Annotated in this window: 26 protein-coding genes and 1 pseudogene; 19 read left to right on the top strand and 8 right to left on the bottom strand. The window is 60.5% G+C overall.

What is annotated here, in order from left to right; all coding sequences use genetic code 11:
- The first annotated feature begins 456 nt into the window (after nt 1-456).
- From LNV06_RS03845 to LNV06_RS03825, 5 genes are all read left to right on the top strand, one after another.
- A complete protein-coding gene (locus tag LNV06_RS03845; RefSeq protein ID WP_263536904.1) occupies nt 457-1,110 on the top strand; it encodes an ABC transporter substrate-binding protein in 654 nt (217 codons plus the stop codon).
- Between the two features lie 97 nt (nt 1,111-1,207).
- Nucleotides 1,208-2,044, top strand: coding sequence for a MotA/TolQ/ExbB proton channel family protein (locus tag LNV06_RS03840; protein ID WP_263536903.1), 837 nt, complete (start codon nt 1,208-1,210; stop codon nt 2,042-2,044).
- Nucleotides 2,045-2,069: 25 nt separating this feature from the next.
- A complete protein-coding gene (locus LNV06_RS03835; RefSeq protein ID WP_263536902.1) occupies nt 2,070-2,498 on the top strand; it encodes an ExbD/TolR family protein in 429 nt (142 codons plus the stop codon).
- 19 nt (nt 2,499-2,517) lie between these two features.
- Nucleotides 2,518-2,949 (top strand): ExbD/TolR family protein, encoded by a 432-nt coding sequence (locus LNV06_RS03830; protein ID WP_263536901.1) that lies wholly within the window; start codon nt 2,518-2,520, stop codon nt 2,947-2,949.
- Nucleotides 2,950-3,027: 78 nt separating this feature from the next.
- Nucleotides 3,028-4,281 carry a tetratricopeptide repeat protein gene (locus LNV06_RS03825; RefSeq protein ID WP_263536900.1) on the top strand — a complete coding sequence of 418 codons (1,254 nt, stop codon included), beginning with the start codon at nt 3,028-3,030 and terminating at the stop codon, nt 4,279-4,281.
- Between the two features lie 121 nt (nt 4,282-4,402).
- Here LNV06_RS03825 and LNV06_RS03820 read toward each other — a convergent pair whose 3' ends face one another.
- The 7 genes and pseudogenes from LNV06_RS03820 to LNV06_RS03790 form a co-directional block, all read right to left on the bottom strand.
- A complete protein-coding gene (locus LNV06_RS03820) occupies nt 4,403-5,161 on the bottom strand; it encodes a 3-hydroxyacyl-CoA dehydrogenase (protein WP_263536899.1) in 759 nt (252 codons plus the stop codon).
- Nucleotides 5,162-5,284: 123 nt separating this feature from the next.
- A complete protein-coding gene (gene adk / locus LNV06_RS03815) occupies nt 5,285-5,938 on the bottom strand; it encodes an adenylate kinase (RefSeq protein ID WP_263536898.1) in 654 nt (217 codons plus the stop codon).
- A gap of 224 nt (nt 5,939-6,162) precedes the next feature.
- On the bottom strand, nt 6,163-6,933 hold the full coding sequence (kdsB, locus tag LNV06_RS03810; RefSeq protein ID WP_263536897.1) for a 3-deoxy-manno-octulosonate cytidylyltransferase: 771 nt from the start codon (nt 6,931-6,933) through the stop codon (nt 6,163-6,165).
- 104 nt (nt 6,934-7,037) lie between these two features.
- Nucleotides 7,038-7,196, bottom strand: a pseudogene (locus LNV06_RS22625) (Trm112 family protein); the annotation flags it as partial.
- Nucleotides 7,189-8,268 carry a tetraacyldisaccharide 4'-kinase gene (gene lpxK, locus LNV06_RS03800; protein ID WP_263536895.1) on the bottom strand — a complete coding sequence of 360 codons (1,080 nt, stop codon included), beginning with the start codon at nt 8,266-8,268 and terminating at the stop codon, nt 7,189-7,191. The gene lpxK and the pseudogene LNV06_RS22625, both read right to left, overlap by 8 nt.
- A gap of 19 nt (nt 8,269-8,287) precedes the next feature.
- Entirely contained in the window at nt 8,288-8,704 is a 417-nt protein-coding gene (locus tag LNV06_RS03795; RefSeq protein WP_263536894.1) for an ExbD/TolR family protein, read from the bottom strand.
- A gap of 21 nt (nt 8,705-8,725) precedes the next feature.
- Complete coding sequence (locus tag LNV06_RS03790) at nt 8,726-9,343, bottom strand: MotA/TolQ/ExbB proton channel family protein (RefSeq protein ID WP_263536893.1); 618 nt, start codon at nt 9,341-9,343, stop codon at nt 8,726-8,728.
- A 421-nt stretch (nt 9,344-9,764) separates the two neighbouring features.
- Here LNV06_RS03790 and xseA point away from each other — a divergent pair, with 421 nt between their 5' ends.
- The 11 genes from xseA (at nt 9,765) to LNV06_RS03735 (ending at nt 19,912) form a co-directional block, all read left to right on the top strand.
- Nucleotides 9,765-11,111 (top strand): exodeoxyribonuclease VII large subunit, encoded by a 1,347-nt coding sequence (xseA, locus tag LNV06_RS03785; RefSeq protein ID WP_263536892.1) that lies wholly within the window; start codon nt 9,765-9,767, stop codon nt 11,109-11,111.
- A 57-nt stretch (nt 11,112-11,168) separates the two neighbouring features.
- Nucleotides 11,169-11,750: a superoxide dismutase gene (locus LNV06_RS03780; RefSeq protein ID WP_263536891.1), complete on the top strand. Its 582-nt coding sequence runs from the start codon at nt 11,169-11,171 to the stop codon at nt 11,748-11,750.
- Between the two features lie 276 nt (nt 11,751-12,026).
- Entirely contained in the window at nt 12,027-14,342 is a 2,316-nt protein-coding gene (locus LNV06_RS03775; protein ID WP_263536890.1) for a heavy metal translocating P-type ATPase, read from the top strand.
- A 10-nt stretch (nt 14,343-14,352) separates the two neighbouring features.
- A complete protein-coding gene (gene ccoS / locus LNV06_RS03770) occupies nt 14,353-14,553 on the top strand; it encodes a cbb3-type cytochrome oxidase assembly protein CcoS (protein ID WP_263536889.1) in 201 nt (66 codons plus the stop codon).
- Nucleotides 14,554-14,574: 21 nt separating this feature from the next.
- The gene (gene ccoN, locus LNV06_RS03765; protein WP_263536888.1) at nt 14,575-16,020 is read left to right on the top strand and encodes a cytochrome-c oxidase, cbb3-type subunit I; all 1,446 of its coding nucleotides are present in this window, start codon (nt 14,575-14,577) and stop codon (nt 16,018-16,020) included.
- A 32-nt stretch (nt 16,021-16,052) separates the two neighbouring features.
- Complete coding sequence (gene ccoO / locus LNV06_RS03760; protein ID WP_263536887.1) at nt 16,053-16,676, top strand: cytochrome-c oxidase, cbb3-type subunit II; 624 nt, start codon at nt 16,053-16,055, stop codon at nt 16,674-16,676.
- A gap of 18 nt (nt 16,677-16,694) precedes the next feature.
- Nucleotides 16,695-16,850, top strand: coding sequence for a cbb3-type cytochrome oxidase subunit 3 (locus tag LNV06_RS03755; protein ID WP_263536886.1), 156 nt, complete (start codon nt 16,695-16,697; stop codon nt 16,848-16,850).
- Complete coding sequence (ccoP, locus tag LNV06_RS03750; protein WP_263536885.1) at nt 16,847-17,770, top strand: cytochrome-c oxidase, cbb3-type subunit III; 924 nt, start codon at nt 16,847-16,849, stop codon at nt 17,768-17,770. The genes LNV06_RS03755 and ccoP overlap by 4 nt, the downstream gene beginning before the upstream one ends.
- Nucleotides 17,771-17,787: 17 nt before the next feature.
- On the top strand, nt 17,788-19,278 hold the full coding sequence (ccoG, locus tag LNV06_RS03745; protein WP_263536884.1) for a cytochrome c oxidase accessory protein CcoG: 1,491 nt from the start codon (nt 17,788-17,790) through the stop codon (nt 19,276-19,278).
- 47 nt (nt 19,279-19,325) lie between these two features.
- A complete protein-coding gene (locus tag LNV06_RS03740) occupies nt 19,326-19,589 on the top strand; it encodes a hypothetical protein (RefSeq protein WP_263536883.1) in 264 nt (87 codons plus the stop codon).
- Nucleotides 19,586-19,912, top strand: coding sequence for a hypothetical protein (locus LNV06_RS03735; RefSeq protein ID WP_263536882.1), 327 nt, complete (start codon nt 19,586-19,588; stop codon nt 19,910-19,912). Before LNV06_RS03740 ends, LNV06_RS03735 begins: the two co-directional genes overlap by 4 nt.
- A gap of 63 nt (nt 19,913-19,975) precedes the next feature.
- On the opposite strand, the gene fnr is transcribed toward LNV06_RS03735, so the two are convergent.
- Nucleotides 19,976-20,713 carry a fumarate/nitrate reduction transcriptional regulator Fnr gene (gene fnr / locus LNV06_RS03730; RefSeq protein ID WP_411970047.1) on the bottom strand — a complete coding sequence of 246 codons (738 nt, stop codon included), beginning with the start codon at nt 20,711-20,713 and terminating at the stop codon, nt 19,976-19,978.
- Nucleotides 20,714-20,916: 203 nt separating this feature from the next.
- Here fnr and hemN point away from each other — a divergent pair, with 203 nt between their 5' ends.
- From hemN to LNV06_RS03715, 3 genes are all read left to right on the top strand, one after another.
- Nucleotides 20,917-22,350, top strand: a complete 1,434-nt coding sequence (hemN, locus tag LNV06_RS03725; protein WP_263536880.1) for an oxygen-independent coproporphyrinogen III oxidase — start codon at nt 20,917-20,919, stop codon at nt 22,348-22,350.
- Entirely contained in the window at nt 22,350-23,060 is a 711-nt protein-coding gene (locus LNV06_RS03720) for a sulfite exporter TauE/SafE family protein (RefSeq protein ID WP_263536879.1), read from the top strand. The genes hemN and LNV06_RS03720 overlap by 1 nt, the downstream gene beginning before the upstream one ends.
- Nucleotides 23,061-23,183: 123 nt before the next feature.
- A complete protein-coding gene (locus LNV06_RS03715; protein ID WP_263536878.1) occupies nt 23,184-25,421 on the top strand; it encodes an NADP-dependent isocitrate dehydrogenase in 2,238 nt (745 codons plus the stop codon).
- Nucleotides 25,422-25,465 lie beyond the last annotated feature (44 nt).

The raw sequence follows: 25,465 nt of genomic DNA, 5'->3' as shown, positions 1-25,465 counted from the left end.
TGCCTGGTAAACCCCTTGCGGCGAAAGCGGCGAGGGGTTTTTTCTTGCTCGTTCGGGTATGTAAATTACAGTGACAACTTGGTGAAAACCCTAGTGCGGCGCGAGTACTTCCTTGGTCTGATACCAGTAAAATACCAGACACAAAGATGCGGAGAAACCGTCTCGTAACTTGGGTCAAGGCTCATGCTTGCATCGGGAAATCCCCATGGGCGAGTGGCTTTGGAACTCGTTTATGATCCGGGGCGCTGAAGTTTTGGGTGGTGCGCTGCAAGGTGCATGTAAGTTCCGAAGCATCGGCGTGGCCCGCGGCCTCAAGCTGTCGGGCATTTTTGTTTGATGGACGTGACTTGTGTCTTTGGGCACGTGTTGCTGTAGGTTCGAGACGGGCGCTGCGCAGGGATGAATGTCCCGACGTGTCTTGATGAAAGAATTTCGCAGTCTTAAGAAGGAGCGCGCATGAACTTTGCGCAGGAGAAGAACGGCTCGTCACGCCTGGTGGGTTTCGGCATCGTGGTGCTGATTCACATCTTGGTGGTGTGGGCAATTGCCAGTGGTTTGGCACGTGAAATCGTCAAGGCAGTGGCCGGGCCGATTGAAACCAAGGTGATTGAAGAGAAGGTCAAGCCGCCGCCACCGCCCGAAAAGGTGGTGCCGCCGCCACCGGATCTGAAGGCTCCGCCGCCACCTTTCGTGCCTCCGCCTGAATTCCAGGTGACTGCACCGCCGCCTCCGATGGCTACGCCGATCGCGTCGACGCAAGTTGCGCCGCCGGCTCAAGCTGCCAAGGCAGCACCTCCGCCAGCAGTGGCAGCGCCACCAGCACCTCCGGCGCCTCCGCGCACTGGCCCGACTAAGGCCGGTATCGCTTGCACCAAGATGGCTAAGCCTGAGATGCCGTCGGTGAACTGGAGCGGTGAAGCCTTGTTCAAGGCCACGGCAACGGTGAAGGCAGGTCGCGTGGTGGATGTGAGTGTTTCGAGCCTGCGCGGTGGTGTGGACCGCAAGGCATTGCGTGCACTGTCGGCCGCTATCGAAACCACGATGCGTGAAGGCTACGAGTGCCCGGGTGACTGGGTGATCGAGCAGGAATTCCAGTTCCGCATCGACTGATCGCTGCACCAAGATTTTTTCAAACATGGGGCCGGGCGAATCGCCCAGCCTCGTTTCTCTCAAACTGTTCCAGTTTTCTTCCGCAGGAGTTGACTCCATGATCTCTCGTATTTCCGGCCTGATCGCCGCAGTTGCTTTCGCTGCCACTCTGGCAATCTCGCCCGTCCACGCTCAAGAAGCCAAGCCTGCTGACGCTGTTGCATCGGCTCCCGCTGAAGCTGCTCCTGCTGACGCTGCCGCTCCTGTGGCCGCTGCCGCTGCCAAGCCCGCTGACAATCCTTACGGCCTGAAGGCCATGTTGGAACATGGCGACTTCGTGTCCAAGGGCGTGTTGGCTCTGTTGGTCATCATGTCGATGGGCAGCTGGTACATCCTGATCACCAAGCTGTGGGACACCCAGAAGCTGTCTAACGAAGCCAAGGAAGTTCGCGCTTCCTTCTTCAAGAAGGCCAATTTGGCTGAAGGCGTCAAGGGCCTGAAGGCTGAGAGCGCTTTCCGCTTCATCGCCGGTTCGGCCATTGAGGCTTCTGAGCACCACGAAGGCGCGTTGACCGAGAACATCGATCACAGCACCTGGGTGACGATGAATGTTGAACGTAGCGTTTCCGAAGTGAACAGCCGCGTGCAAACTGGCCTGGGCTTCCTGGCTACCGTGGGTTCGACTTCGCCGTTCATCGGCTTGTTCGGTACCGTGTGGGGTATTCTGCAAGCGCTGACCGCCATTGGCGTTGCTGGCCAAGCTTCCATTGACAAGGTGGCCGGCCCTGTGGGTGAAGCGCTGCTGATGACTGCTTTCGGTCTGTTCGTGGCTGTGCCTGCTGTGCTGGGTTACAACTGGCTGGTGAACCGCAACAAGCAAGTCATGGGTCAAGTGCGCGAATTCGCTGCTGACGTCCACGGCGTGCTGATGGGCAACCGTCAAGTCAAGCGCTAATCAGCGCGAGTCCGGAGAACCCATTATGGGAATGAACGTCGGATCCTCTTCCGGCGATGACGAAGTGGTTTCGACCATCAACACCACGCCCCTCGTGGACGTGATGTTGGTGCTCTTGATCATCTTCCTCATCACCATTCCGGCGGTGATCAGCACGGTGAAGGTGGAGCTCCCCAAGGAGACCAACATCCCGCGCGTCACCAAGCCGGAGAATATTGAAATTGCCGTGACCCGTGATGGCGACATCTACTGGAACACGACATTGGTGCCGGATGCTGATGCCCTGGTCAAGCGCCTGGGCAAGGTGGCGGTGCTGAATCCTCAGCCCGAAGTGCACGTGCGCGGTGACGACAAGTCCCGCTACGAGTCCGTCGGACGTGTGGTTTACGCTTGTCAGCGTGCTGGCATCATGAAGGTCAGCTTTGTCACCCAGCCGCCCGAGCGTGGTGGTTGAGGCGACGAGGAGATAAGACATGGGAATGAATGTTGGCAGTTCGTCCGGTGGAGACGAACCCGAAGTGATGATGGACGTCAATACGACGCCCTTGATCGACGTGATGCTGGTGCTGATCGTGATGTTGATCATCACGATTCCTATCCAGCTGCACTCGGTGAATCTGGATATGCCACCTCCAAGCAACCAACAGCCGGACAAAGAGCCGGTGACGCACGAAGTCTTCATTGACTTTGACGGCACGGTCAGCTGGGATGGCGTGGCACTGCCCAATCAGGGCGCTGTTGAAGCGAAGCTGATGGAAGTGGCCGCTGAGCCGGATCAGTCCGAAGTGCACATCAAGCCGAACAAGCTGGCCGAGTACGGCGCCGTTGCAGCCGTGATGGCTGCTGCGCAGCGACTGGGCGTCAAGAAGATGGGCATGGTCGGTAACGAGCAGTACGTCAAGTGACGCTTTGAGCAATGACGAACGCGCTGCCCGCGAGGGCTGCGCGTTTTTTTTCGTGAAATTCGAAGGGAAGAAGACATCATGAAGTTCAAAACGCTGGCCTCAGTCGCGATTGGCGCTGCGGCGTTTGCCTTGGGTTCCGCGCCAAATGGCGAGATCGGTTTCACCCAGGCCCAAGCTCAAGCCGAAGGCGTGCGCCCTGAAGTGGGTAAGCATCTGAAGGACGCCGGCGCCTTGATCAAGGCCGGCAAGCACAAAGAAGCTTTGGCCAAGGTGCGTGATGCCGAAGCCGTCGGCGGCCGCAATGCCACCGAGAACTACACGATCGAAGGCATGCGCATGGCTGCGGCCTCCGGTGCGAGCGATGCAGATTCCATGGTCAAGGCTTTTGAAGCCATGAAGGCCAGCGGCAAGCTGGCTCAGCCGGATCAGCTGCGCATGATTGAAGGCATTGCAGGCACCTACCTGCGCAACAAAGACAATGCCAAGGCCTTGAGCTGGGCGCAGCGCTACTTCAAGGAAGGTGGCAACAGTGCCACGATGAAGACCGTGCTGACGAACGCACAGTTCCTGTCTGGCGACATGACGGCCATCATCAAGGAAACCAGCGAAGACATCGCTGCCGATGAGAAAGCGGGTCGCACGCCTTCGCGTGACAAGCTGAACCTGCTGCTGAGCGCCGCTCAGAAAAAAGGCGACGGCAATGCTGAAGGCCTGGCAGTTGAAAAGCTGCTGAACTACTACCCCAGCAAAGAGCTCTGGACTCAAGTGCTGGGTGGTCTGCAAGCCAAGAAGGGTTTCTCGGATCGCTTTGGTCTGGACGTCTATCGCTTGAAGCTGGCGACCGGCAATCTGAAGGACGCCAACGACTATATGGAGATGGCGCAGCTGGCGGCTCAAGCCGGCTATCCTGAAGAAGGCAAGATGGTGGTCGACAAGGGGCTGGCTGCTGGCATCTTGGGTCAGGGCGCCGAAGGTGCCCGCCACAAGCGTCTGCAAGACCTGATGACCAAGCGCATCGCCGAAGCCAAGGCTGCATTGCCTGAGGCTGAGAAGGCTGCTCTGGCTTCGAAGAATGGCGATCTGCTGGTGCCGCTGGGTCTGGCTTACGCTTTCCGTGGCGAAGCCGCCAAGGGTGCCAAGCTGATTGAAGAAGGCATCGCGAAAGACTCGCTGAAGCGCCCTGAAGACGCCAAGCTTTACCTGGGCTTGGCTCAATCCATGGCCGGCGAAAACGCCAAGGCTTTGGCCAGTTGGAAGTCGGTCAAGGGTGGCGAAGGCGCCGGCGATCTGGCTCGCCTGTGGAGCCTGCACACCCGTAGCGCTAAGCGCTGAGATTGAACAGCCAAAGCCTGGCTTTGGGTTGTTTGGGCTCCTTGAGCGACTTTGAATCGCTCAAAAAAAAGGGCCTCGACTTGCGTCGAGGCCCTTTTTTCTTGCGCCGCGTAGTTTCAGATTACTTCGGTGCCAAACGAATCGCGCCGTCAAGACGGATCACTTCACCGTTGAGCATTTCATTGGTGATGATTTGGTGCACCAGCTTGGCGTAGTCGGCCGGCGTGCCCAGGCGGGAAGGGAAGGGCACGTTCGCGGCCAGAGCGTCTTGCACCTCTTGCGGCATGCCAAAGAGCATGGGCGTGCCAAAGATGCCGGGAGCGATGGTCATATTGCGGATGCCATTGCGCGCCAGATCTCGCGCGATCGGCAGCGTCATGCCGACCACGCCGCCCTTGGACGCGGCATAAGCGGCTTGACCGATCTGCCCGTCATAGGCTGCCACAGAGGCTGTTGAGATCAACACGCCGCGCTCACCGGTTGATTCTGGCTCGTTCTTGCACATGGCTTCTGCGGCCAGGCGAATCATATTGAATGAGCCGATGAGATTGACAGTAACGACTTTGCTGAAGGCGGCCAGAGCGTGAGCACCGTCCTTGCCCACCGTCTTGGCTGCGGGGGCGATGCCGGCGCAGTTCACCAAGCCGAAGAGCTTGCCCAGGCTCAAGGCCTTGGCGACCACCGCTTGGCCATCGGCTTCCTGGCTGACGTCGGCTTTGACAAAAGCGCCGCCGAGTTCTTGCGCCAGCGCTTCGCCGCGCTCCACTTGCAAATCGGCAATCACGACCTTGGCGCCCTGCGCCGTCAACATCCGGGCCGTGCCTTCGCCGAGGCCCGAGGCGCCGCCGGTGACGATGAATACCTTGCCTGCGATTTCCATGCGTGATCCTTTGAAGAATTGGTTGACGTTGACGTAAACGTTAATTGTCGGGCAAAAACAAAGCCGCGATCAAGCGGCTTTGGATTTCTCGCATTGGCGGCTCAATGCCGTTGATGCCGAGGGTTAGCTCAGGGCTTCCAGGGCGCGCTGAGTGATTTCTTCTACCGTGCCGATACCAGCGATGCAGCGGTACTTGGGTGCGTTGGCGTCGCCGGCGGCGGCCCACTGGGAGTAGTAGTCCACCAGGGGGCGTGTTTGCGCTTGGTAGACTTCCAGGCGCTTGCGCACGGTTTCTTCCTTGTCGTCCTCGCGCTGCACCAGGGCTTCGCCGCTGACGTCGTCTAGGCCTTCGGCCTTGGGCGGGTTGAACTTGACGTGGTAGGTGCGGCCCGAAGCCACGTGGACGCGGCGGCCGCTCATGCGCTCGATGATGGCGCTATCAGGCACATCGATTTCCAACACCAGATCCAGCTTCACGCCGGCTGCCTTCATGGCGTCGGCTTGAGGAATGGTGCGGGGGAAGCCATCAAACAGGAAGCCATTGGCGCAGTCGGCTTGGGCGATACGCTCTTTGACCAGGCCAATGATGATGTCGTCGCTGACCAAGCCGCCGGCGTCCATCACCTTCTTGGCGGCCAGACCCATCTCGGTGCCGGCCTTGACGGCGGCACGCAGCATGTCTCCAGTGGAGATTTGCGGAATCCCGAATTTTTGGCAAATAAAGGCTGCTTGGGTGCCTTTGCCGGCGCCGGGGGCGCCCAGAAGAATCAGTCGCATGGGTCTCCTTGGTACTTTCAATGCTTTCGATGCCTGATGCCGAGCCCGTGCTCGTCCATCAGCGACTGGGGTTTCGCCTTCGTTTGCCCCAGTGTTTTGTCATCGGATAAGGGCAGCTACAAGCCTCATCAACAGCGGGCGAGGATAGCATGCGCAGGCCTACGCAAGCCTGACGATGGGCCACTTGGTACCCCTGTGTAACCCTAGTGTGATGCCGCTGACTTCTATGCTTTGGCTGCGCCGCGAACGAAGGCGCGGACGCGCTCCAGATCTTCAGGCGTGTCGACGCCCGGTCCGGGCTTTTCATTGCTGAGGTGAACGGCGATGCGTTCGCCATGCCAGAGCACCCGCAACTGTTCCAGCGATTCAATCTGCTCCAGCGGGCTGACAGCCAGCGTGGGGAAGCGGCGCAAAAAGCCGGCGTGATAGGCATACAAACCGACATGCCGCAAGGCCGAGCCGGGCTGCGCTTTCGGCAAGGCAGCGCCTGCCGAGCCGTCGCGCCACCAGGGGATGGGGGCGCGTGAGAAGTACATAGCCAAGCCTTGCGCGTCGGTGACCAGTTTGACCACATTCGGGTTGGCGAAGTCAGCCGCGTCTTCCAGCGCATGGGCGACAGTGCTCATCACACATTGTGGTTTGGACACCAGCAAGTCGGCGCAGGCATTGACCATGCTGGGCGCAATCAGCGGTTCATCGCCCTGAACATTGACCACCACCTCTTGGCCGTCCAGCCCCAGCAGTTCGCAGGCCTCGGCCAAGCGGTCGCTGCCCGAGACATGGTCGGCGCGTGTCATGACGACTGAGATGCCATGCTGTTGGCAAGCTTGCAGCACCTGCTCGGCATCGGTTGCTACCACCACTTGGCGCGCCTTCGACAGCGCTGCGCGTTGTGCAACGCGCACAATCATCGGCAGACCTTCAATGTCTGCCAGTGGCTTGTTCGGCAAGCGAGTGGAAGCCAGGCGGGCTGGGATGATGACGCTGAAGCTCATGTCGAGGCTTGGCTGCTCGACTCAGCGGCTTGCTTCATGCTGGTCACGGCTGCGGCCAACTCTGCGGCCTTTTGAGCCTCGGCTTCGGCTGCAGCGTCGTAGGCTCGGGCTTCGTTCTCCAGCATGACGGGAATACCGTCTCGGATCGGGAAAGCGAGTCGGTCCGCATGGCAGGCCAGTTCTTGTACTGCGCCATGGCGCAGCATCTCCAGCGGGCCCTTGCAAATCGGGCAGACCAGCATGTCCAGCAATCGGTTATCCATTTTTTATATCCTGCGGCAAGCGCTTCGGTAGCAGCTTCAGCGCGTGAAGATGTGACTCGAGCGCTTGCCAAAAAGCGAGTTCGGGTTGGAAGTCTAGCGCCACCACCCAGACTCGCGTGCCTGCGCAGCGCTGCGGAGTCAGTTTGACTGCGTCCTTTTCGGTCAGCAGCACATCGGGCGTATCGGCGGGCCAGGGCAGTTCTTTGAAATCAAAGTGGTCGGGCAAGGGCAGGGCCTGAAAGCTCAGGCCCTCAGCCTTGAGCATGTCAAAAAAGCGCTGCGGATGGGCCATGCCGGCTGCGGCCAGCAAGTGGCGGCATCGCAAATCATGCAGGGTCTGCACCGTGGCGGCCTGTCCTTGCCACCAGGCTTGCAAGCCGACGGCGCCGGCAAGACTTCGTTTGGCGAGAAAGCCTGGCAGCGCGGTGCTGGGAGTTGGCGCGTTATACAGAACCAATTCATGCGCTTGCAAATGCTGAGTTGGCCGCTGACGCAGCGGCCCGGCCGGCAATAGGCGGCCATTGCCCAGGCCGCGCTCGTCGAACAGCAATACCGACAGCTGTCTCGGCAAACGCAGGTGCTGCAGCCCGTCATCACTGATCAGCAACTGGAGCTGCGGATGGGCATCCAGCAAGGCCTGTGCAACTGCCACGCGGTCTTGCCCTACGGCCACCGGTGCGCCGCTGCGCAAATGGATCAGCAAGGGCTCATCGCCCACCTCGGCCGCGCTGTGATCAGCCGTGACCAAGCAAATGCCTTCGCCGTTGCGGCCATAACCGCGAGACACCACGCCAGCCTGCAGGCCCAGCTTTTTGAAATGTGCCAGCAAGGCCAAGGTGGTGGGTGTCTTGCCGGCGCCGCCGACGATCCAATTGCCCACCACGACCACCGGCACGCTCAGCTTGCCGGTGTGCATGTAATTGCGGCGGTAGAGCAGGGCGCGCAGGCTCAGCAGCGCGCCATACAGCCCGGCCAGCGGGCGAAACAGTTGCGCCAATGGGCCGTCGGTGATCCAGTCGCGTTGCAGTCGATCTGCAAAGCTGTCTGGCTCTTGGCCATGCGCCTTGCTCATGTTTGAGTTCGCCCGCTGCTTACGGCGTGTTGCTTTGCGCCGCGAAGGTCAATTTGGACAGGCCGGCGCGCCGCGCGGCATCCATCACATTGACCACTGATTGGTGGGCCGCGGCTGCATCGGCCGACACGATCACCACGGTCTCGGCTTGTCCGCCGGCCGCTTGGGTCAGTGCGGCGCTCAGCAGCTCAACCGCGCGGCCGTCAACGGCCTGACCGTTGACAACATAGCGCCCGTCCGCCGCGACCGAGACAATGATTTCACGCGGCCGGTCTTTGAGCTTTTCAGCATCGGCCGTGGGCAGCGTGATCTGCAACTCGGTGAACTTGGAATAGGTGGTGGACAGCATCAGGAAGATCAGAATCACCAACAAGACGTCGATGAATGGGATGAGGTTGATCTCGGGATCTTCGCTGCGGCGTTGCCTGAATTTCATGACTTCGGGTTCCTCGCCGCTTCAGCTGGTGAAGCGCTGCAGATGGCTCAGCATGCGGTCGCTGGATTGTTCCAGCTCCAGCACATACTCTTCCACCCGGCCCCGGAAATAGCGATAGAACATCAGCGAGGGAATCGCCACCATCAGGCCAAAAGCCGTGTTGTAAAGGGCGACCGAAATCCCGTGTGCCAGTTGCGCTGGATTGCCGCCGCTGGGGGTTTGTGCGCCAAAGATCTCGATCATGCCGACCACGGTGCCGAGCAAGCCCAGCAAGGGCGCCGCCGTCGCAATCGTGCCCAGGGTGTTGAGGTAACGCTCCAGCTGATGGATGGCGCGCCGTCCGGCCAGCTCAAACACCTGCTGCAATTTGGAGGCGGGCATGCGGGGCTCGGCCGTGACCGCGCGCAGGCCGGCGGCCAACACTTGGCCCAACAAGGAATGTTCGGCCAGGCGGTTCACCACGTCGGGGGTGGGTAAGTTCTGGCTGCTGATGCCCAGCACCTCATCCAGCAGGCGGCGCGGCGCCACGCGGCTGGTGCGCAGGCTTGAAAACCTCTCGATGATCAAGGTGAGCGCGATGACAGAACAGATCAGCAAGGGCCAAATCGGCCAACCGGCGGCTTGTATGATCGAAAACAAGGACAACCCCTGGTGAAAGAAAAGTGGCGATCCGGCCCCTTGAAGGGCTTGCGCTGGCCTCAGGCTTGCGGTCAGCGGGATCTGAACTGCGGGCGATTATGGCCTGAACTGGCGAGTCGTCCAGACGATGGAAACCAGTGTCCCGCCGATGCGTCTTGTTGGGGCGATTCTTGGCTTTTTGACAGTCGCGTAACAATCCACTTTCGCTGTGGATAACTTTGTGGGCAAGCGGCCCTGACGGATGGCTAGACCCAGAAAAATCAAGGCTTTGGACACATTGCCTCATTCTTGGGCAGGAAAAATAACTTGAAAAACAAGCGTTTATATGCGTGTGACAGTGGCGTGACGCGAACAATGTCCGTTCGAGCCAGTCTGGCTGCGCTTGTGGACTTCCAGGCCCGCGTCTTCATTGGGCTGGCGTATGAATGAGCCTCTGCAGGCCGCGCCACAGCGTCGTGTCTGGGGTGTGGCCGCGCTCTTGATGGCCGTCAGCGACAGCCTCTCGGCGCGGTTTTCCGTTTGCGTGGTCGGCGGCGAGTTGTCGGGTTTTACTCGTGCCGCCAGCGGGCATTGCTACTTCAGTTTGAAGGATGCTGACGGACAGTCCGCCATGTTGCGCTGTGCGATGTTCCGGCGTGCGGCCAGCTTGTTGGACTTTTCGCCCGCCGATGGGGCGCTGGTGGAAATGCGCGGGCGGCTCACCCTTTATGAACCGCGTGGCGAATTGCAGTTCGTGGTCGAAGCCATGCGTCGGGCGGGTGCGGGGGCGCTGTACGAACAGTTTTTGCGCTTAAAGGCCAAGCTGGAGGTGGCCGGTTTGTTCGACGCCGCGTCCAAGCGAGCTCTCCCCGCGTTTCCGCGCCGACTCGGCGTGATCACCTCGACCGCTGGTGCGGCCTTGCATGATGTGCTGACCGCCTTGGCGCGGCGTGCACCCCATGTGGAGGTGATCATCTACCCCAGCCCCGTGCAGGGCGAACAGGCGCCTCCCGCTTTGGTGGCTGCTTTGCGAGTTGCCAATGAACGCGCCGAGGTCGATGCGCTCTTGCTGGTGCGTGGCGGCGGCTCCTTGGAGGACTTGTGGGCCTTCAATGATGAGCGGGTGGTGCGGGCCGTGGCGGCATCAAACTTGCCGGTGATTTGTGGTGTGGGCCATGAGACCGATGTGACCTTGTGCGATTTGGCCGCAGATTTGCGCGCCCCCACGCCCACGGCTGCGGCCGAGTTGGCGGCTCCCTCGCGCCAGGCCAATCTGGATGCTTTGGCCGCTTTGTCCGCTGCCTTGACTCGGCGGCTGGAGCAGCGCCTGGACATGGCTGCGCAGCGCTTGGATCGTCTGGGGCTGCGCTTGGCTCGGCCCACTGAAATTTTGACCCGTCAGCGTCGCCAACTGGCCTTGCTGGCGCAGCGCTGGGGTCAGGCCTTGCCCAAGCTGCAGGCCATGCAGATTCAGCGTTTGAACAATCTGGAGCAGCGCAGTCGCCATGCCGCGCCGGCTGCCTTGCGGGCGCAAGGCATGCGCTTGGATTCATTGCAGGCGCGTTTGTCGGCGCTAGACCCCCAGCGTGTCTTGGCGCGGGGTTATGCCTGGCTTGACGATGGGCAGGGTCGGGCGCTGACTTCGGTGGCGCAACTGAGTGTCGGTCAGCAGGTGCACGCCGTCTTGGCCGATGGCGAGGCGCAGATGCAGGTCCTGGCCACCGAAGGCTCAAAGACAAGCCCGCACAAGAGTAAGGGCACGCGCACAAGGCCATCAGCAAAGACCTAGAATCGCGCCCGATCCGCAGGGCTTGCGCCCCACTTTTTTACGCACCGAGGAGTTGACATGGAACATACCCTTCCCGCCTTGCCTTATGCCAAGGACGCCCTGGCCCCGCACTACAGCGCCGAAACGCTGGAGTTCCATCACGGCAAGCATCACAACGCCTATGTGGTGAACCTGAATAATCTGCAAAAGGGCACTGAGTTTGAAGCCCTGTCGTTGGAAGAGATCGTCAAGAAGTCCAGCGGCCCGATCTACAACAACGCTGCTCAGATCTGGAACCACACCTTCTTCTGGAACTGCATGAAGCCCAATGGCGGCGGCGCACCGACCGGCGCTTTGGCCGACGCGATCAACGCCAAGTGGGGCAGCCTGGATGCCTTCAAGGAGGCCTTCACCAAGAGTGCCGTGGGTAATTTTGGTTCCGGCTGGACCTGGCTGGTGAAAAAGGCCGACGGTAGCCTGGACATCGTCAACACCGGCGCCGCAGGCACCCCGCTGACCACCGCTGACAAGGCTTTGCTGACCATCGATGTGTGGGAACACGCCTACTACATCGACTACCGCAATCTGCGCCCCAAGTTTGTCGAAGTGTTCCTGAACAACCTGGTCAACTGGGACTTCGCTCAGGCCAACTTCGCCTGAGTTTTTCCGCATTGACGAAAGGCCGGTCTTGGACCGGCCTTTTTTTGTTTGGATGCCTCGGATGGGGCATTCATGGGCTTTGGAGGTGGTGTTTGCTGCTGAGAGATCGATGCTGAGCGAGGGGGTGACTGAAAAGAGTGCGGCGCCGCAAGGGTCTTGATCTATATCATTCCAGCCTGTGCCGAGTTCGCCTAGATTACGCTGCCGCCCCCTAGCAAGATGACTTCAGCTTCGAACCGACTCCGCCCCCCCGCAGCCGCGACTCTTGCAGGCGCCATGCTGCCGGACGACCCAGCCCTGCTGGCCCCCTTCACACGCTGGTTGAGTGGGGCGGGTGAGGCGTCGAGCTCTCTTGTCGGCGCGCAGTCGCAATCTGCTCGTCTGCTTGTTGAAAGCGGCACTGAAAGCGGCATTGAAAGCGCGGCGATTGCGGAGTCTCAGTTCCAGCTGTCCGGGCTGCACTGCGCGGCTTGCGCGGGCATCATCGAACAAGCTTTGTGTGAATTGCCGGGCGTGCAGAACGCCCGAGTTAACGCAGCCAGCGCGCGGCTGACGCTGCGTTGGCAACCGGCGCGCTGCACTCTGGCCCAGGTTCTGGCACGCGTCGAGCGGGCGGGTTATGGCGCGGCACCAGATGTGGCCGCTCCTGCGCGGCAGTTGCGCGAGCGTGAGCACCGCCAGGCCTTGTGGCGCTTGTTCGTGGCTGCTTTTTTGATGATGCAAGTGATGATGATGGCGGCGCCGTCCTACTTCGCTGCGCCTGGTGAAATCAGCCCTGACCTGGTGCGCTTGCTGCAATGGGCTTGTTGGGTCTTGAGCTTGCCAGTCCTGCTCTTTTCGGCTGGGCCCTTCTTTCGGGGCGCGTGGCAGCAGCTGCGATCCGGTCGAATGGGCATGGATGTACCGGTGGCACTGGGGCTGACGGTCACTTTCGTCGCCAGCAGTGGCGCCCTGTTCGAGCCTGGTGGTTTTTTTGGGGACGAGGTCTTTTTTGACTCGCTCACCATGTTCGTGGCGTTTTTGCTGGGTGGGCGTTATCTTGAATTGCGAGCGCGCCACCGCGCGGCAACGGTGCTTGAACAGGCAGCGAACCGCCTGCCCGATGCGGTCGAGCGCATCCTGCCTGACGGCTCTCTTGAGCGGGTCGCCCCCAGCCGCCTTGGTGTCGGTGATCGGGTGCGGGTGTTTGCGGGTCAGGCATTTCCTGCCGATGGCGTGGTGGAGCGCGGTAGAAGTACCGTCGATGAGTCCTTGCTCAGTGGTGAGTCTTTGCCTGTGGTCAAGCTGGAGGGCGACGAAGTGGTGGCTGCCAGCATGAATTTGCAGGCGCCGCTGGAAGTGCGCGTTTTGCGCGTGGGCGCCGATACGCGGCACGAGTCCATTGTTCGTTTGATGCGCGAGGCGATGACGCAGCGTCCAGCGGCCACTGAGTTGGCGGACCGTGTGGCCGGCCCTTTCTTGTGGGCGGTCTTGTTCCTGGCGGCGGTCGGCGCCTTGGCTTGGCACTTTATCGACCCGGCGCGCTCGGTCTGGGTGGCGGTGTCGGTTCTGATCGTGACCTGTCCTTGCGCGCTTTCTCTGGCCGCCCCCTCGGCGCGTTTGGCTGCCACGGCTGCGCTGGCCAAGCGCGGCTTCTTGCTGGTGAAGTTGGATGTGCTGGAAACGCTGTGTCGGGTGGACACCGTGGTGTTCGATAAAACCGGCACCCTGACCGAGGATCGGATGGCGCTGTTGGAGGTCCGCGCTGCAAGCGGCGCGGCCCCTGATGTAAAAGTCGAGGCGCTCTTGCACCTGGCCCGTGATCTGGCAAGTCACTCGCAGCATCCTTTTTCGCGGGCTTTGGTCGAATCGGCTGGCGCTGAGGCTGCCTCGGTTCAATGGCAGCAGATCAGCGAGCAAGCCGGCTTGGGTTTGCAGGCAAGGGACGAGCAAGGGCAGCTGTGGCGTCTTGGCGCGCCAGCCTGGGTGGCGGAAGCTGCGCCTGAGGGTCAGGTCTTGCCTGTTGAGGTGCAATTGGCTTTTGGGCGCGCCGGCGCCATGATTGGGCTCCGTTTTGGTGAGGTGTTGCGTCCTGATGCCGTCGCTGCGATCGAGGCCTTGCATCGCCAGGGCTTGAAGACGGTCTTGTTGTCTGGCGATGCCCCCGATCGGGTCAGCCGTTTGGCTCAGACGGCGGGCGTGCAGCAGGCCCAAGGGGGCGCCACGCCGGCCAGCAAGCTGGCATTGGTGGCCAAGTTACAGGCTCAGGGGCGTTGTGTGCTGATGGTGGGCGACGGAATCAACGATGCTCCGGTGTTGGCGCGCGCCGACGCCAGTGTGGTGATGGGGCAGGGCGCCATGCTGGCGCGTGCCAGTGCCGATGCCTTGCTGCTCTCCAATCGGCTGGCGGATTTGGCTTCGGCGCGTGTCCTGGCCCAGCACAGTGCCCGTGTGATTCGGCAAAACTTGGCCTGGGCTGCGGCCTACAACGCCGCTTGTATTCCTTTGGCTCTGGCGGGCTTTTTGCCGCCTTGGGCTGCAGGTCTGGGCATGGCCTGCAGTTCGCTGTTTGTGGTCTTGAATGCCCAGCGCCTGGCGTTCTCAAAGCAATGAAGGCCTGCGCATGGATGTGATGTATTTATTGATCCCCGTTTCGGTGCTCTTGGTCCTGGTGATCGTGGGCATCTTTGGGTGGGCAATTAACAACGGTCAGTTGGAAGATTTGGAACGTGAAGGGGGGCGAATCTTGGAAGATGCTCCCGAGGTTGACCAACATCAAGTTTTCACCCGTGACGGTCGCGAAGAATCGCAATCGTCTAATTAGAAGCTGCAAGGAGCCAAACAAATGGCAAATACTGCTGCGCCGGTCATGTCGACCGGAGGCGTGTACGAAGACGGAGTGGTGCGGGCCTTTGCGCTCGCCGCCGTTCTATGGGGTGTTGTGGGCATGCTGGTGGGGGTGGTGATTGCCGCTCAGCTGGCCTGGCCCGAACTCAATCTGGGCATTCCATGGCTCAGTTACGGTCGATTGCGACCTCTGCACACCAATGCGGTGATTTTTGCTTTTGGTGGTTGTACTTTGTTTGCCACGGCTTACCACGTGGTGCAGCGCACCGGTCAGACGCGCTTGTTCGCGCCCGGCTTGGCCTGGTTCACTTTCTGGGCTTGGCAGTTGGTCATCCTCTCGGCCGCGATCACTTTGCCCTTGGGCATCACCAGCGGCAAAGAGTATGCCGAGCTGGAGTGGCCGATCGACATCCTGATCACGCTGGTCTGGGTTTCGTACGCGGTGGTGTTCTTTGGCACCGTTGGCACCCGCAAGGTCAAGCACATCTATGTGGCCAACTGGTTCTTCGGCGCCTTCATCATCGCCGTGGCCCTGCTGCACTTGGTCAACAGCGCAGCCATCCCGGTCAGCTTGTTCAAGAGCTACTCGGCCTACGCAGGCGTGCAAGACGCCATGGTGCAATGGTGGTACGGCCACAATGCGGTGGGCTTCTTCCTGACCGCCGGCTTCCTGGGCATGATGTACTACTACATCCCTAAGCAAGCAGGCCGCCCGGTCTACAGCTATCGCCTGTCTATCGTCCACTTCTGGGCGTTGATCTTCACTTATATGTGGGCGGGCCCACACCATCTGCACTACACCGCGCTGCCTGACTGGGCGCAATCGGTGGGCATGGTGTTCTCGCTGGTGCTGCTGGCGCCGAGCTGGGGCGGCATGATCAACGGCATCATGACCTTGTCGGGCGCTTGGCACAAACTGCGTGACGACCCGATCCTGAAGTTCCTGATCGTGTCCCTGTCTTTCTACGGCATGTCGACCTTTGAAGGTCCGATGATGTCCATCAAGACTGTCAACGCGCTGAGCCACTACACCGACTGGACCATTGGCCACGTGCACTCCGGCGCCTTGGGCTGGGTGGGTCTGATTTCCATGGGTTCGCTCTACCACCTGATCCCGCGCATGTTCGGTCGCACCGAGATGTACTCGAAGAAGGCAATTGAGTTGCACTTCTGGGTGGCGACGCTGGGCATCGTGCTTTACATCGCTGCGATGTGGATTGCCGGTGTCATGCAGGGTCTGATGTGGCGTGCGGTCAACCCGGACGGCACCTTGGTCTACACCTTTGTCGAAAGCGTCAAGGCGACCTATCCCTTCTATGTGGTGCGTTTGGTGGGCGGCTTGCTCTACCTCGGCGGCATGTTGGTGATGGCCTGGAACGTGGTCAAGACCGTGCAGGTGGGTCGTGCTGTGAAGGCACCGATCCCCACCCTGGTCAACGCCTGATCCGCTGAACGCGAGAACGAGGAGAAATTTATATGGCATCCACAGAACACAAGGCCAGCGGACATCAGCGCATCGAGACCAGCAATTTCTTGATGATCGTGCTGACGCTGGTGACGGTGCTCGCCGGTGGCGCAGTTGAAATCGTGCCGCTGTTCTTCCAGCGCTCCACCACCGAAGCGGCACCTGGGCTGAAGCCCTACACGCCGCTGCAGTTGGCGGGTCGCGACGTCTACATCCGCGAAGGTTGCTACAACTGCCACTCGCAGATGATTCGCCCCTTCCGCTCGGAAACGCTGCGTTACGGCCACTACTCCACCGCCGGTGAGTTCGTCTACGACCACCCCTTCCAATGGGGCTCGAAGCGTACCGGTCCTGACCTGCACCGCGTGGGCGGCAAGTACAGCGATGAGTGGCATCGCATCCATCTGAACAATCCGCGCGACTTGGTGCCGGAGTCGAATATGCCGGCCTACCCCTGGTTGGTCGCGGCTCAGCTCAACCCTGCGGACATGGCGCCTAAGCTGAAAGCGCTGCGGACCGTTGGCGTGCCCTACAGCGACGCCGACATCGCCGGCGCCGGCGAGGCCGTCAAGGGTCATACCGAGATGGATGCCGTGGTGGCCTATCTGCAAGTGCTCGGCACTGCGCTCAAGTAAGCGCAAGGAGACTTCGCAATGGATATCAATGCTTTAAGAATCGCAGTGACGGTGCTGTCGCTGCTGGTGTTCCTTGCAATCGTGGCCTGGGCCTATTCCAGCCGCAACAAGGCACGCTTCGATGAATTGGCAGGCATGGCGCTGCAAGATGAAGCCGATGGGAGGCCTCAATGAGTGATTTTTTCTCTGATGGTTGGTCCATGTTCGTGGCCGGTGTCACGATCTTTGGTCTGGTGTTTTGTATTGTTCTGTTGCTGGTCGCGGCACGTCACCGCGTCATGGCCAGCGACAACAGCACCGGCCATGTCTGGGACGAAGACCTGCGTGAAATGAACAACCCCCTGCCGCGCTGGTGGGCGATTCTGTTCGTGCTGACGGTGGTGTTCGCCGGTATCTATCTGGCCATGTATCCAGGTCTGGGCTCCAGCAAGGGTTCTTTGAACTGGAGCAGCAAGGGCCAGTACGAAGCCGAGCAAAAGGCCGCGCATGAAGCCATCAGCAAGGTCTATTCGGAGTTCCAGGGCAAGACGGCCGAGCAACTGACGCAGATGCCTCCCGCCATGGCCATTGGTGAGCGCTTGTTCGCCAATAACTGTGCGGGCTGCCACGGCTCGGATGGCAAGGGCAGCAAGGGCTTCCCCAACTTGACCGACGGCGACTGGTTGTATGGTGGCGAGCACGAGACCATCGTCAAGACCATCACTGAAGGCCGCAACGGCGTGATGCCTCCGATGGCTGCGGCGGTCGGTGGCCCGGAAGACGTCAAGAACGTGGCCAACTACGTCTTGAGCCTGTCGGGTAGCGCGCACAACGCCATTGCTGCTCAGCTGGGCAAGCCCAAGTTTGGTGCTTGCGCTGCCTGCCACGGCATGGACGGAAAGGGCAACCAAGCCTTGGGTGCTCCAAACTTGACCGACAAGATCTGGCTGCATGGATGGGGCGAAGAAGCGGTCATCAATATGATCAACAACGGCAAAAACAATATGATGCCGGCCCACGGCACACGTCTGAGCGCTGAGCAAATCAACGTCTTGGGTGCGTATGTGTGGGGTCTGTCGCGTGGCGCTTCGTCGACCACGGCTCAAGCGCGTTGAAGATCAGTGGCTGTTGAATGACTGATATTGCGTCCACGCAGCGCGGCACCGCCGCGCTGTCCAAACCCGGCCCCGATGGCGATGCGGTGATTGAAATCGTGTCGCTGTATGCGGCACAGAAGAAGATCTACCCGCGCGCCGTCAGCGGCCTGTTCGCGAACTGGCGCTGGGGCCTGGTTTGGTTCACGCAGATCTTGTTTTACGGCCTGCCTTGGCTGGATTGGAACTCGCGCCAAGCGGTGCTCTTCGATCTGGCCAGTCGGCGCTTCTATATCTTTGGCTTGGTCCTGTATCCGCAGGACTTTATTTACCTGACGGGCCTGCTGCTAATTTCGGCATACGGCCTGTTCTTGTTTACCGCCGTAGCCGGGCGGCTCTGGTGTGGCTTTGCCTGTCCGCAGACGGTCTACACCGAGATCTATATGTGGATCGAGCAGAAGTTTGAAGGCGACCGCCAGGCTCGCATCAAGCTGGACGGCGGTCCCTGGAATTTCAACAAGCTTTGGCGCAAAAGTGGCAAGCAGTTCACTTGGATTGCGCTGGGTTTGTGGACGGGCTTCAGTTTTGTCGGCTACTTCACGCCGATCAAACAACTCTGGGCCGAGGCCTTCACCCTGGGCTTTGGGCCGTGGGAATGGTTCTGGGTCCTGTTCTATGGTTTTGCCACCTACGGCAATGCAGGCTATATGCGCGAGCAGGTCTGCAAATACATGTGCCCCTATGCGCGCTTTCAGAGCGCCATGTTCGACAAAGACACCCTCATCATCAGCTATGACGCCGAGCGCGGTGAGCCGCGCGGTTCGCGCAGCCGCAAGGCCAGTGTTGATGAAGTGAAGGCCCAGGGCCTGGGTTCCTGCATCGACTGCACCTTGTGCGTGCAGGTTTGTCCCACCGGCATCGACATCCGCAAGGGCCTGCAATACGAGTGCATTGGTTGCGCGGCCTGCATTGATGTCTGTGACGGCGTGATGGACAAGATGAATTACCCGCGCGGTCTGATTCGCTACGACACGCAAAACGGCCTGGCCCAGCACCTGAGCAAGGCGCAAAAGCTGCGTCGCATGTTCCGGCCCCGCGTGGTGCTGTACACCGTGGTGCTGCTGGTCTTGTGTGCGTCACTTCTGGGCAGTCTCTTGTTCTTGCGCAGCCCGGTGAAGCTCGATGTGGTGCGCGATCGCGGCGTGATGGCGCGCTTGGTGGAAGACGGCTATATCGAGAATCTGTACCGGCTGCAGGTCATGAACGCCTCCGAGCAGGTTCGAAGTTATACCCTGACGGTCAGCGGCATGGATCAGCTGGCCTTGGCCAAGCCGGTCGAAATGACGGTGCAGCCGGCCGAGGCCCGCTGGGTGTCGGTGGCTTTGCGGGTGCCGCCTGAGGTGGCCGCCAAGGCTGGTAGCGGTGCACACGCCATTCAGTTCCAGTTGAGAGGCGCCGAAGTGGCGGGCTCTGTCTCCAAGGCAGGCCTGGCCGTGGAAGAGAAATCAACCTTTGTGGTGCCGCGCTGAGCGGTACCGGATCAGCCAAGCAAGAAGTGCGGCGACGGAGACAAATCATGAGCACACAAGAAGCAGCCCAGCAGGCGCTGACCCCGGCCGAAGGCAAAAAGTCGAAGTCCTGGTGGCGTGAGCCGATGATGTGGTTGGTGGTGGGTGGACCTGCCCTGGTGGTGGTGGCCAGTTTTGCGACCCTGAGCTTGGCTTTGTCGCACCCCGATCCGGTGCTGCAAGAGCAGGTCTCAACGGCCAAGGCCAGTGGATCTAAAGCCTTGGTACCGGCGCGCGAGGCGCGCAACCATGCCGCGACGGGTGGGCAATGAATTCGCCGATCGGCTCTTCGACTGCCGATCTGCCTGAAGTTCAGGGCGACGGTAGCAGCCGGCTCAGCCGCATGGCCATGGCGGTGGTCTGGCCATCATTTCTGATGGCCGGGGTGATGGAGGCCTTGGTGTTCGCGGTGGTCGACCCCACTGACTTGACCTGGTTCGGCGGGGCGCCGATGGACTTGCCGCGGCAAGCGATCTACACCTTGAGCTTTTTGCTCTTTTGGTTGGTCATCGGCCTCAGCTCCAGCTTGACCTTGTTGCTGGCGGCGCTGCCCGACCAGCCCGAGAACACTCACCCTCGCGCTTGGCCGCGCTGAATAGCGCGGACTGATTCGAATTGAAGGTGCCGACTCAGGCCCAGCTTGAGTCGGACGACTGGATCAGCAAGCGGTGTTGTTGACCAGCTTTTGCAAGCCCGCTTGATCCAAGATGCGCAGATGGCGCTGCTTCACTTCCAGCAAGCCTTCGTCCTGGAACTTGGAGAAGGTGCGGCTGACGGTTTCGAGCTTTAAGCCCAGGTAGCTGCCGATCTCTTCCCGCGTCATTCGCAGGACCAGGGCTGCAGCGGAGAAGCCGCGCGCCTGCAGGCGTTGCGTGAGGTTCAGCAAAAAGGCCGCCAGGCGTTCTTCTGCGCGCATGCTGCCCAGCAAGAGCATCACGCCATGGTCGCGCACGATTTCGCGGCTCATGATCTTGTGGAACTGGCGCTGCAAATCGGTGAACTCGCGCGACAGTTCTTCCAACTGCTCGTAAGGGATCACGCAAACCGAGGAGTCTTCCAGCGCGACCGCGTCGCAGCTGTGACGATCGGTGCTGATGCCGTCCAGCCCCAGCAATTCGCCGGCCATTTGAAAGCCCGTGACTTGATCGCGGCCGTCTTCCGAGGCCACGCAAGTCTTGAAAAAACCGGTGCGCACAGCGTACAGCGATTGAAAACTGTCGCCGCTGCGAAACAGGGTGTCGCCGCGATTGATCTGACGGCGGGTGGCCACCAGCTTGTCGAGTTGGGCCAGATCGTCCGAATGCAGGCCGACCGGCAGGCACAGCTCTCGCAAATTGCAGCTGGAGCAGGCGACTTTCAACGGTTCGATCTTGATCGGCAGGGGGGCATTCATCATGGGCCTTGTTTCAAGCCGGCCCGACGGCCGGTTGGCGGTCTCGCCCTGCGAAACGTAAGCAGACGAGTCCTTGGAGATTTGCGAAGTTTTGACGGACATGAGCATGATGCACCTCAAACGATGCCGCATTGTTGGTGCGGACAAGCGCGGGAAGCTTGATCCTGATCAAGTCAAACAGCCAAAGCCTTGGCACAGTGTGCGCCATGGTACAGAACATTCATGCCGGCCCCGCCTCCGTCGAGGCCAAGGCCCCCGCCAACATCAATGAGGATTTGTTGCGCCGCTTCGACGTGTCCGGGCCGCGCTACACCTCCTATCCCACGGCGGATCGCTTTGTTGAGGCCTTTACGGCTCCGCAATATGAGCAGGCGCTGTCGCAGCGGGCCAGTGGCTCTTTGGTGGGCGGCGCGACCCCTTTGTCGCTGTATCTGCACATTCCATTTTGCGAATCGGTTTGCTATTACTGCGCCTGCAACAAGGTCATCACCAAGCATCACGACAAGGCCGCCGAGTACCTCGCCGCCTTGATCACCGAGATGGACCTGACCTTGGTGCATCTGGGACGAGGCGCTTCTGTTTCTCAGCTGCATTTGGGCGGCGGCTCGCCGACCTTCTTGAGCGACGCCGAGTTGACGCAGCTGATGCAAGCGCTGCGCGAGCGCTTCAAGGTGGCCGCCGGCGCTGAGGTGTCGATTGAGGTCGACCCCCGCACGGTCACCATCGACAGGCTGAAACATCTGCGTGAATTGGGCTTCAATCGCCTGAGCTTTGGGGTGCAGGATTTTGATGCCGATGTCCAAAAAGCAGTGCACCGGATCCAGAGCTTTGAGAGCGTTGAGCGCTTGATGGTGGCCTCGCGCGAGCTCGGCTTTGAATCGACCAATGTTGACTTGATCTATGGCTTGCCACTGCAAACGCCGGCCTCCTTTGCTCGCACGATTGAGCAAGTGGGTGCTTTGAAGCCGGACCGAATCGCTCTGTACGGCTACGCCCATTTGCCGCAGCGCTTCAAGCCACAGCGTCGCATTGATTCGGCGCAATTGCCGCCCGCGAGTGACAAAGTGGTGATGTTGGCCGCCGCCATTGCAGGCTTCCAAACCCATGGCTACAGCTATATCGGCATGGACCATTTCGCCTTGTCCACCGATTCGCTGGCCGTGGCCAAACGCCAAGGCCGCTTGCACCGCAACTTCCAGGGCTACAGCACGCAGCCTGACTGCGATCTGGTGGCACTGGGCGTGTCTGCCATTGGCCGGGTTGGCGCTTGCTACAGCCAAAACGCCAAGACCTTGGATGAGTATTACGACGCCTTGCGCCAAGGGCAATTGCCGGTCAATCGCGGCCTGGCGCTGAGCCGTGACGACATCGTGCGGCGTGCCGTCATCATGGCCTTGATGTGCCAAGGGCGCCTTGAGTTTGAGTCGATTGCCTTGGCGCATCTGGTCGATGTGAAGGCCTATTTCAAGCCTGAGCTGGAGCGCATGAACGAGCTCGCCGAGCAGGGCTTGGTGATCGTGGAGCCGGAGGCGATTCAGGTGACCACCATGGGTTGGTATTTCGTCCGCGCCGTCGCCATGGTGTTTGACCGTTATTTGCAAGCTGACCGGAGCCGTGAGCGATTCTCTAGAATCATCTGATGCTTGATCTTGCACTGGCCGGCTCGGCCTTGATGATGGGCGTGGCTGGCACGCCCCATTGCCTGGCCATGTGTGGTGCTTCATGCACCGCGGCGGGCGGGCGCTCGCCTTTCGCATTTCAGCTGGGACGCTTGCTGGGCTACGGTGTCGCTGGCGCTTTAGCGGCCGGCAGCATGCAGATCCTGAGCCAGTTGGGACAGTCCACCGCCCTATTGCGTCCGGTTTGGGTCTTGGTTCAGGTGGCGGCTTTTCTTTTGGGTATGGCGCTGTTATTGCGCGGGCGCCAGCCGGCTTGGCTCGAGCGTCTGGGGCAAGATGTGGCTCGCCAAGTAGAAGTGCCGGTGAAGGATCTCCGGCGTGGCGGGGTCAGTCTGGCTGGCTCCAAGCGAGTGGCGGTCGCTGGCTTTGCGGGCTTGGCTTGGGTGGCCTGGCCCTGTGGCCTTTTGCACTCGGCGCTTTTGCTCTCTGCTCTGGCCTCTGGCCCGGTGCAGGGCGGTTTGGTGATGGCGGCTTTCGCCCTGACTTCTGGGGCTGGCCTGGCATTGGGACCCTGGCTCTTGAGTCGGTTGCGCCGGAGCGGCAATGACGGCGCTAGCGCCGTGCGCCTGTCGGTGCGGCTTGGCGGGCTGGGCTTGGCCTTGGGTTCGGCTTGGGCTTTGGGTCACGGTGTGTGGGATCAGGTGGTCGCCGTCTGCGGCCAGTGGACCTGATTCTTCGCATGAGTTTTCTAAGACTTATATAAGACTTGAGTCCGCAGGCGGCGCCGCTGACTTAGAATTGGCGCCCTAATCGTTCCACTCCTTGGGCCAGAAGATGGCCGATCTGGAAACCACATGACAACATCGCAGCCGACCATCATCTACACCCTGACCGACGAGGCCCCGCTGCTGGCGACGGCGTCGTTCCTGCCCATCGTGCAGGCCTTCACGGCGCCAGCAGGCGTTCGCGTCGAGACCAGCGATATCTCCGTGGCCGGCCGCGTCCTGGGTCAGTTCCCAGAATTTCTGAGTGAAGAGCAGCGTCAGCCCGACCGCCTGTCTGAGTTGGGCAAGCTGACCCTGAAGCCTGAAGCCAACATCATCAAGCTGCCCAATATCAGCGCCTCGGTGGCTCAGCTGAAGGCCGCCATCAAGGAACTGCAAGGCAAGGGCTACCCGATCCCGGACTATCCGGAAAGCCCCAAGACCGACGAAGAGAAGGACATCCGGGCCCGCTACGGCAAGTGCATCGGCAGTGCGGTGAACCCGGTGCTGCGTGAAGGCAACTCCGACCGCCGCGCACCCAAGGCCGTCAAAGAATACGCCCGCAAGAACCCGCACAGCATGGCCGATTGGAGCCAGGCTTCGCGCTCGCATGTCTCGCACATGCATGGCGGCGACTTCTATCACGGCGAAAAGTCCATGACCTTGGACCGCGCCCGCAACGTCAAGATGGAGCTGATCACCAAGAGTGGCCAGACCATCGTGCTCAAGCCCAAGGTGGCGCTGCTGGATCGCGAAGTCATCGACAGCATGTACATGAGCAAGAAGGCGCTGCTGGATTTCTATGAAAAGGAAATCGAAGACGCGCGCCAGACCGGTGTGATGTTCTCGCTGCACGTCAAGGCCACCATGATGAAGGTCTCGCACCCCATCGTCTTCGGTCACTGCGTGAAGATCTTCTACCGCGAGGCCTTCGACAAGCACGGCAAGCTGTTTGAAGAGCTAGGCATCAATGTCAACAACGGCATGGTCGATCTCTACAACAAGATCGCCACGCTGCCGCAGAGCAAGCAAGACGAAATCAAGCGTGATCTGCACGCCTGCCACGAGCACCGCCCCGAGTTGGCCATGGTTGATTCGGCCAAGGGCATCACCAACTTCCACTCGCCCAACGACATCATTGTTGACGCGTCGATGCCGGCCATGATCCGCAATGGCGGGAAGATGTGGGGCGCAGATGGCCGCTTGAAGGACGTCAAGGCCGTGATGCCGGAGTCGACCTTTGCCCGCATCTATCAGGAGATGATCAATTTCTGCAAGTGGCACGGCGCCTTCGATCCCAAGACCATGGGCACGGTGCCCAATGTCGGCTTGATGGCTCAGCAGGCCGAAGAGTACGGCTCGCACGACAAGACCTTCGAGATCTCGGAAGACGGCGTGGCCAATATCACCGATCTGGACACCGGCGAAGTGCTGATGAGCCAGGACGTGGAGCAGGGCGACATCTGGCGTATGTGCCAGTGCAAGGACGCTGCCATCCGCGACTGGGTCAAGTTGGCCGTGAACCGCGCCCGCAACTCCGGCATGCCGGTGGTGTTCTGGTTGGATCAGTACCGTCCGCATGAAGCGCAGCTGATCACCAAGGTCAAGATGTACCTGCACGAGCACAACACGGCCGGTCTGGACATCCAGATCATGAGCCAAGTTCGCGCCATGCGTTACACCTTGGAGCGAGTGATCCGTGGCTTGGACACCATCAGCGCCACCGGCAACATCCTGCGCGACTACCTGACCGACCTGTTTCCCATCATGGAACTGGGCACCTCGGCCAAGATGCTGTCCATCGTGCCCTTGATGGCCGGCGGTGGCATGTACGAAACCGGCGCGGGTGGCTCGGCGCCTAAGCATGTTCAGCAGTTGGTGGAAGAAAACCATCTGCGCTGGGACTCCTTGGGTGAGTTCCTGGCCTTGGCCGTCAGCCTGGAAGACCTGGGCCTGAAGAACAACAACCCCAAGGCCAAGCTGCTCGCCAAGACGCTGGATGCTGCCACCGGCCAGCTGTTGGACAACAACAAGAACCCCAGCCCCAAGACTGGCCAGCTGGACAACCGTGGCAGCCAGTTCTATCTGTCCCTGTACTGGGCCCAGGCTTTGGCTGCGCAGACCGAAGATGCTGAGCTGGCCGCGAAGTTTGCACCTTTGGCAAAGGCTCTTGCCGAAAAAGAAACCGTCATCGTTGCCGAGTTGGCCGCGGTGCAAGGCAAGCCTGTTGATATCGGGGGTTACTACAAGCCCGATGCAAACAAGCTGGCTGAAGTGATGCGTCCTAGCGCCAGTTTCAATGCCGCTTTGGCGACCGTGCTGGCCTGATTGGGGCTAGTCCAAGAAGAGTTTTCTTTGAGATTCTTCTTTTA

It is taken from the genome of Paucibacter sp. Y2R2-4 (assembly GCF_025717535.1).
Lineage (GTDB): Bacteria > Pseudomonadota > Gammaproteobacteria > Burkholderiales > Burkholderiaceae_C > Paucibacter_A.
The sequence above is the reverse complement of the archived record's forward strand: the minus strand, read 5'-3'. Positions and strand labels throughout refer to the sequence as shown.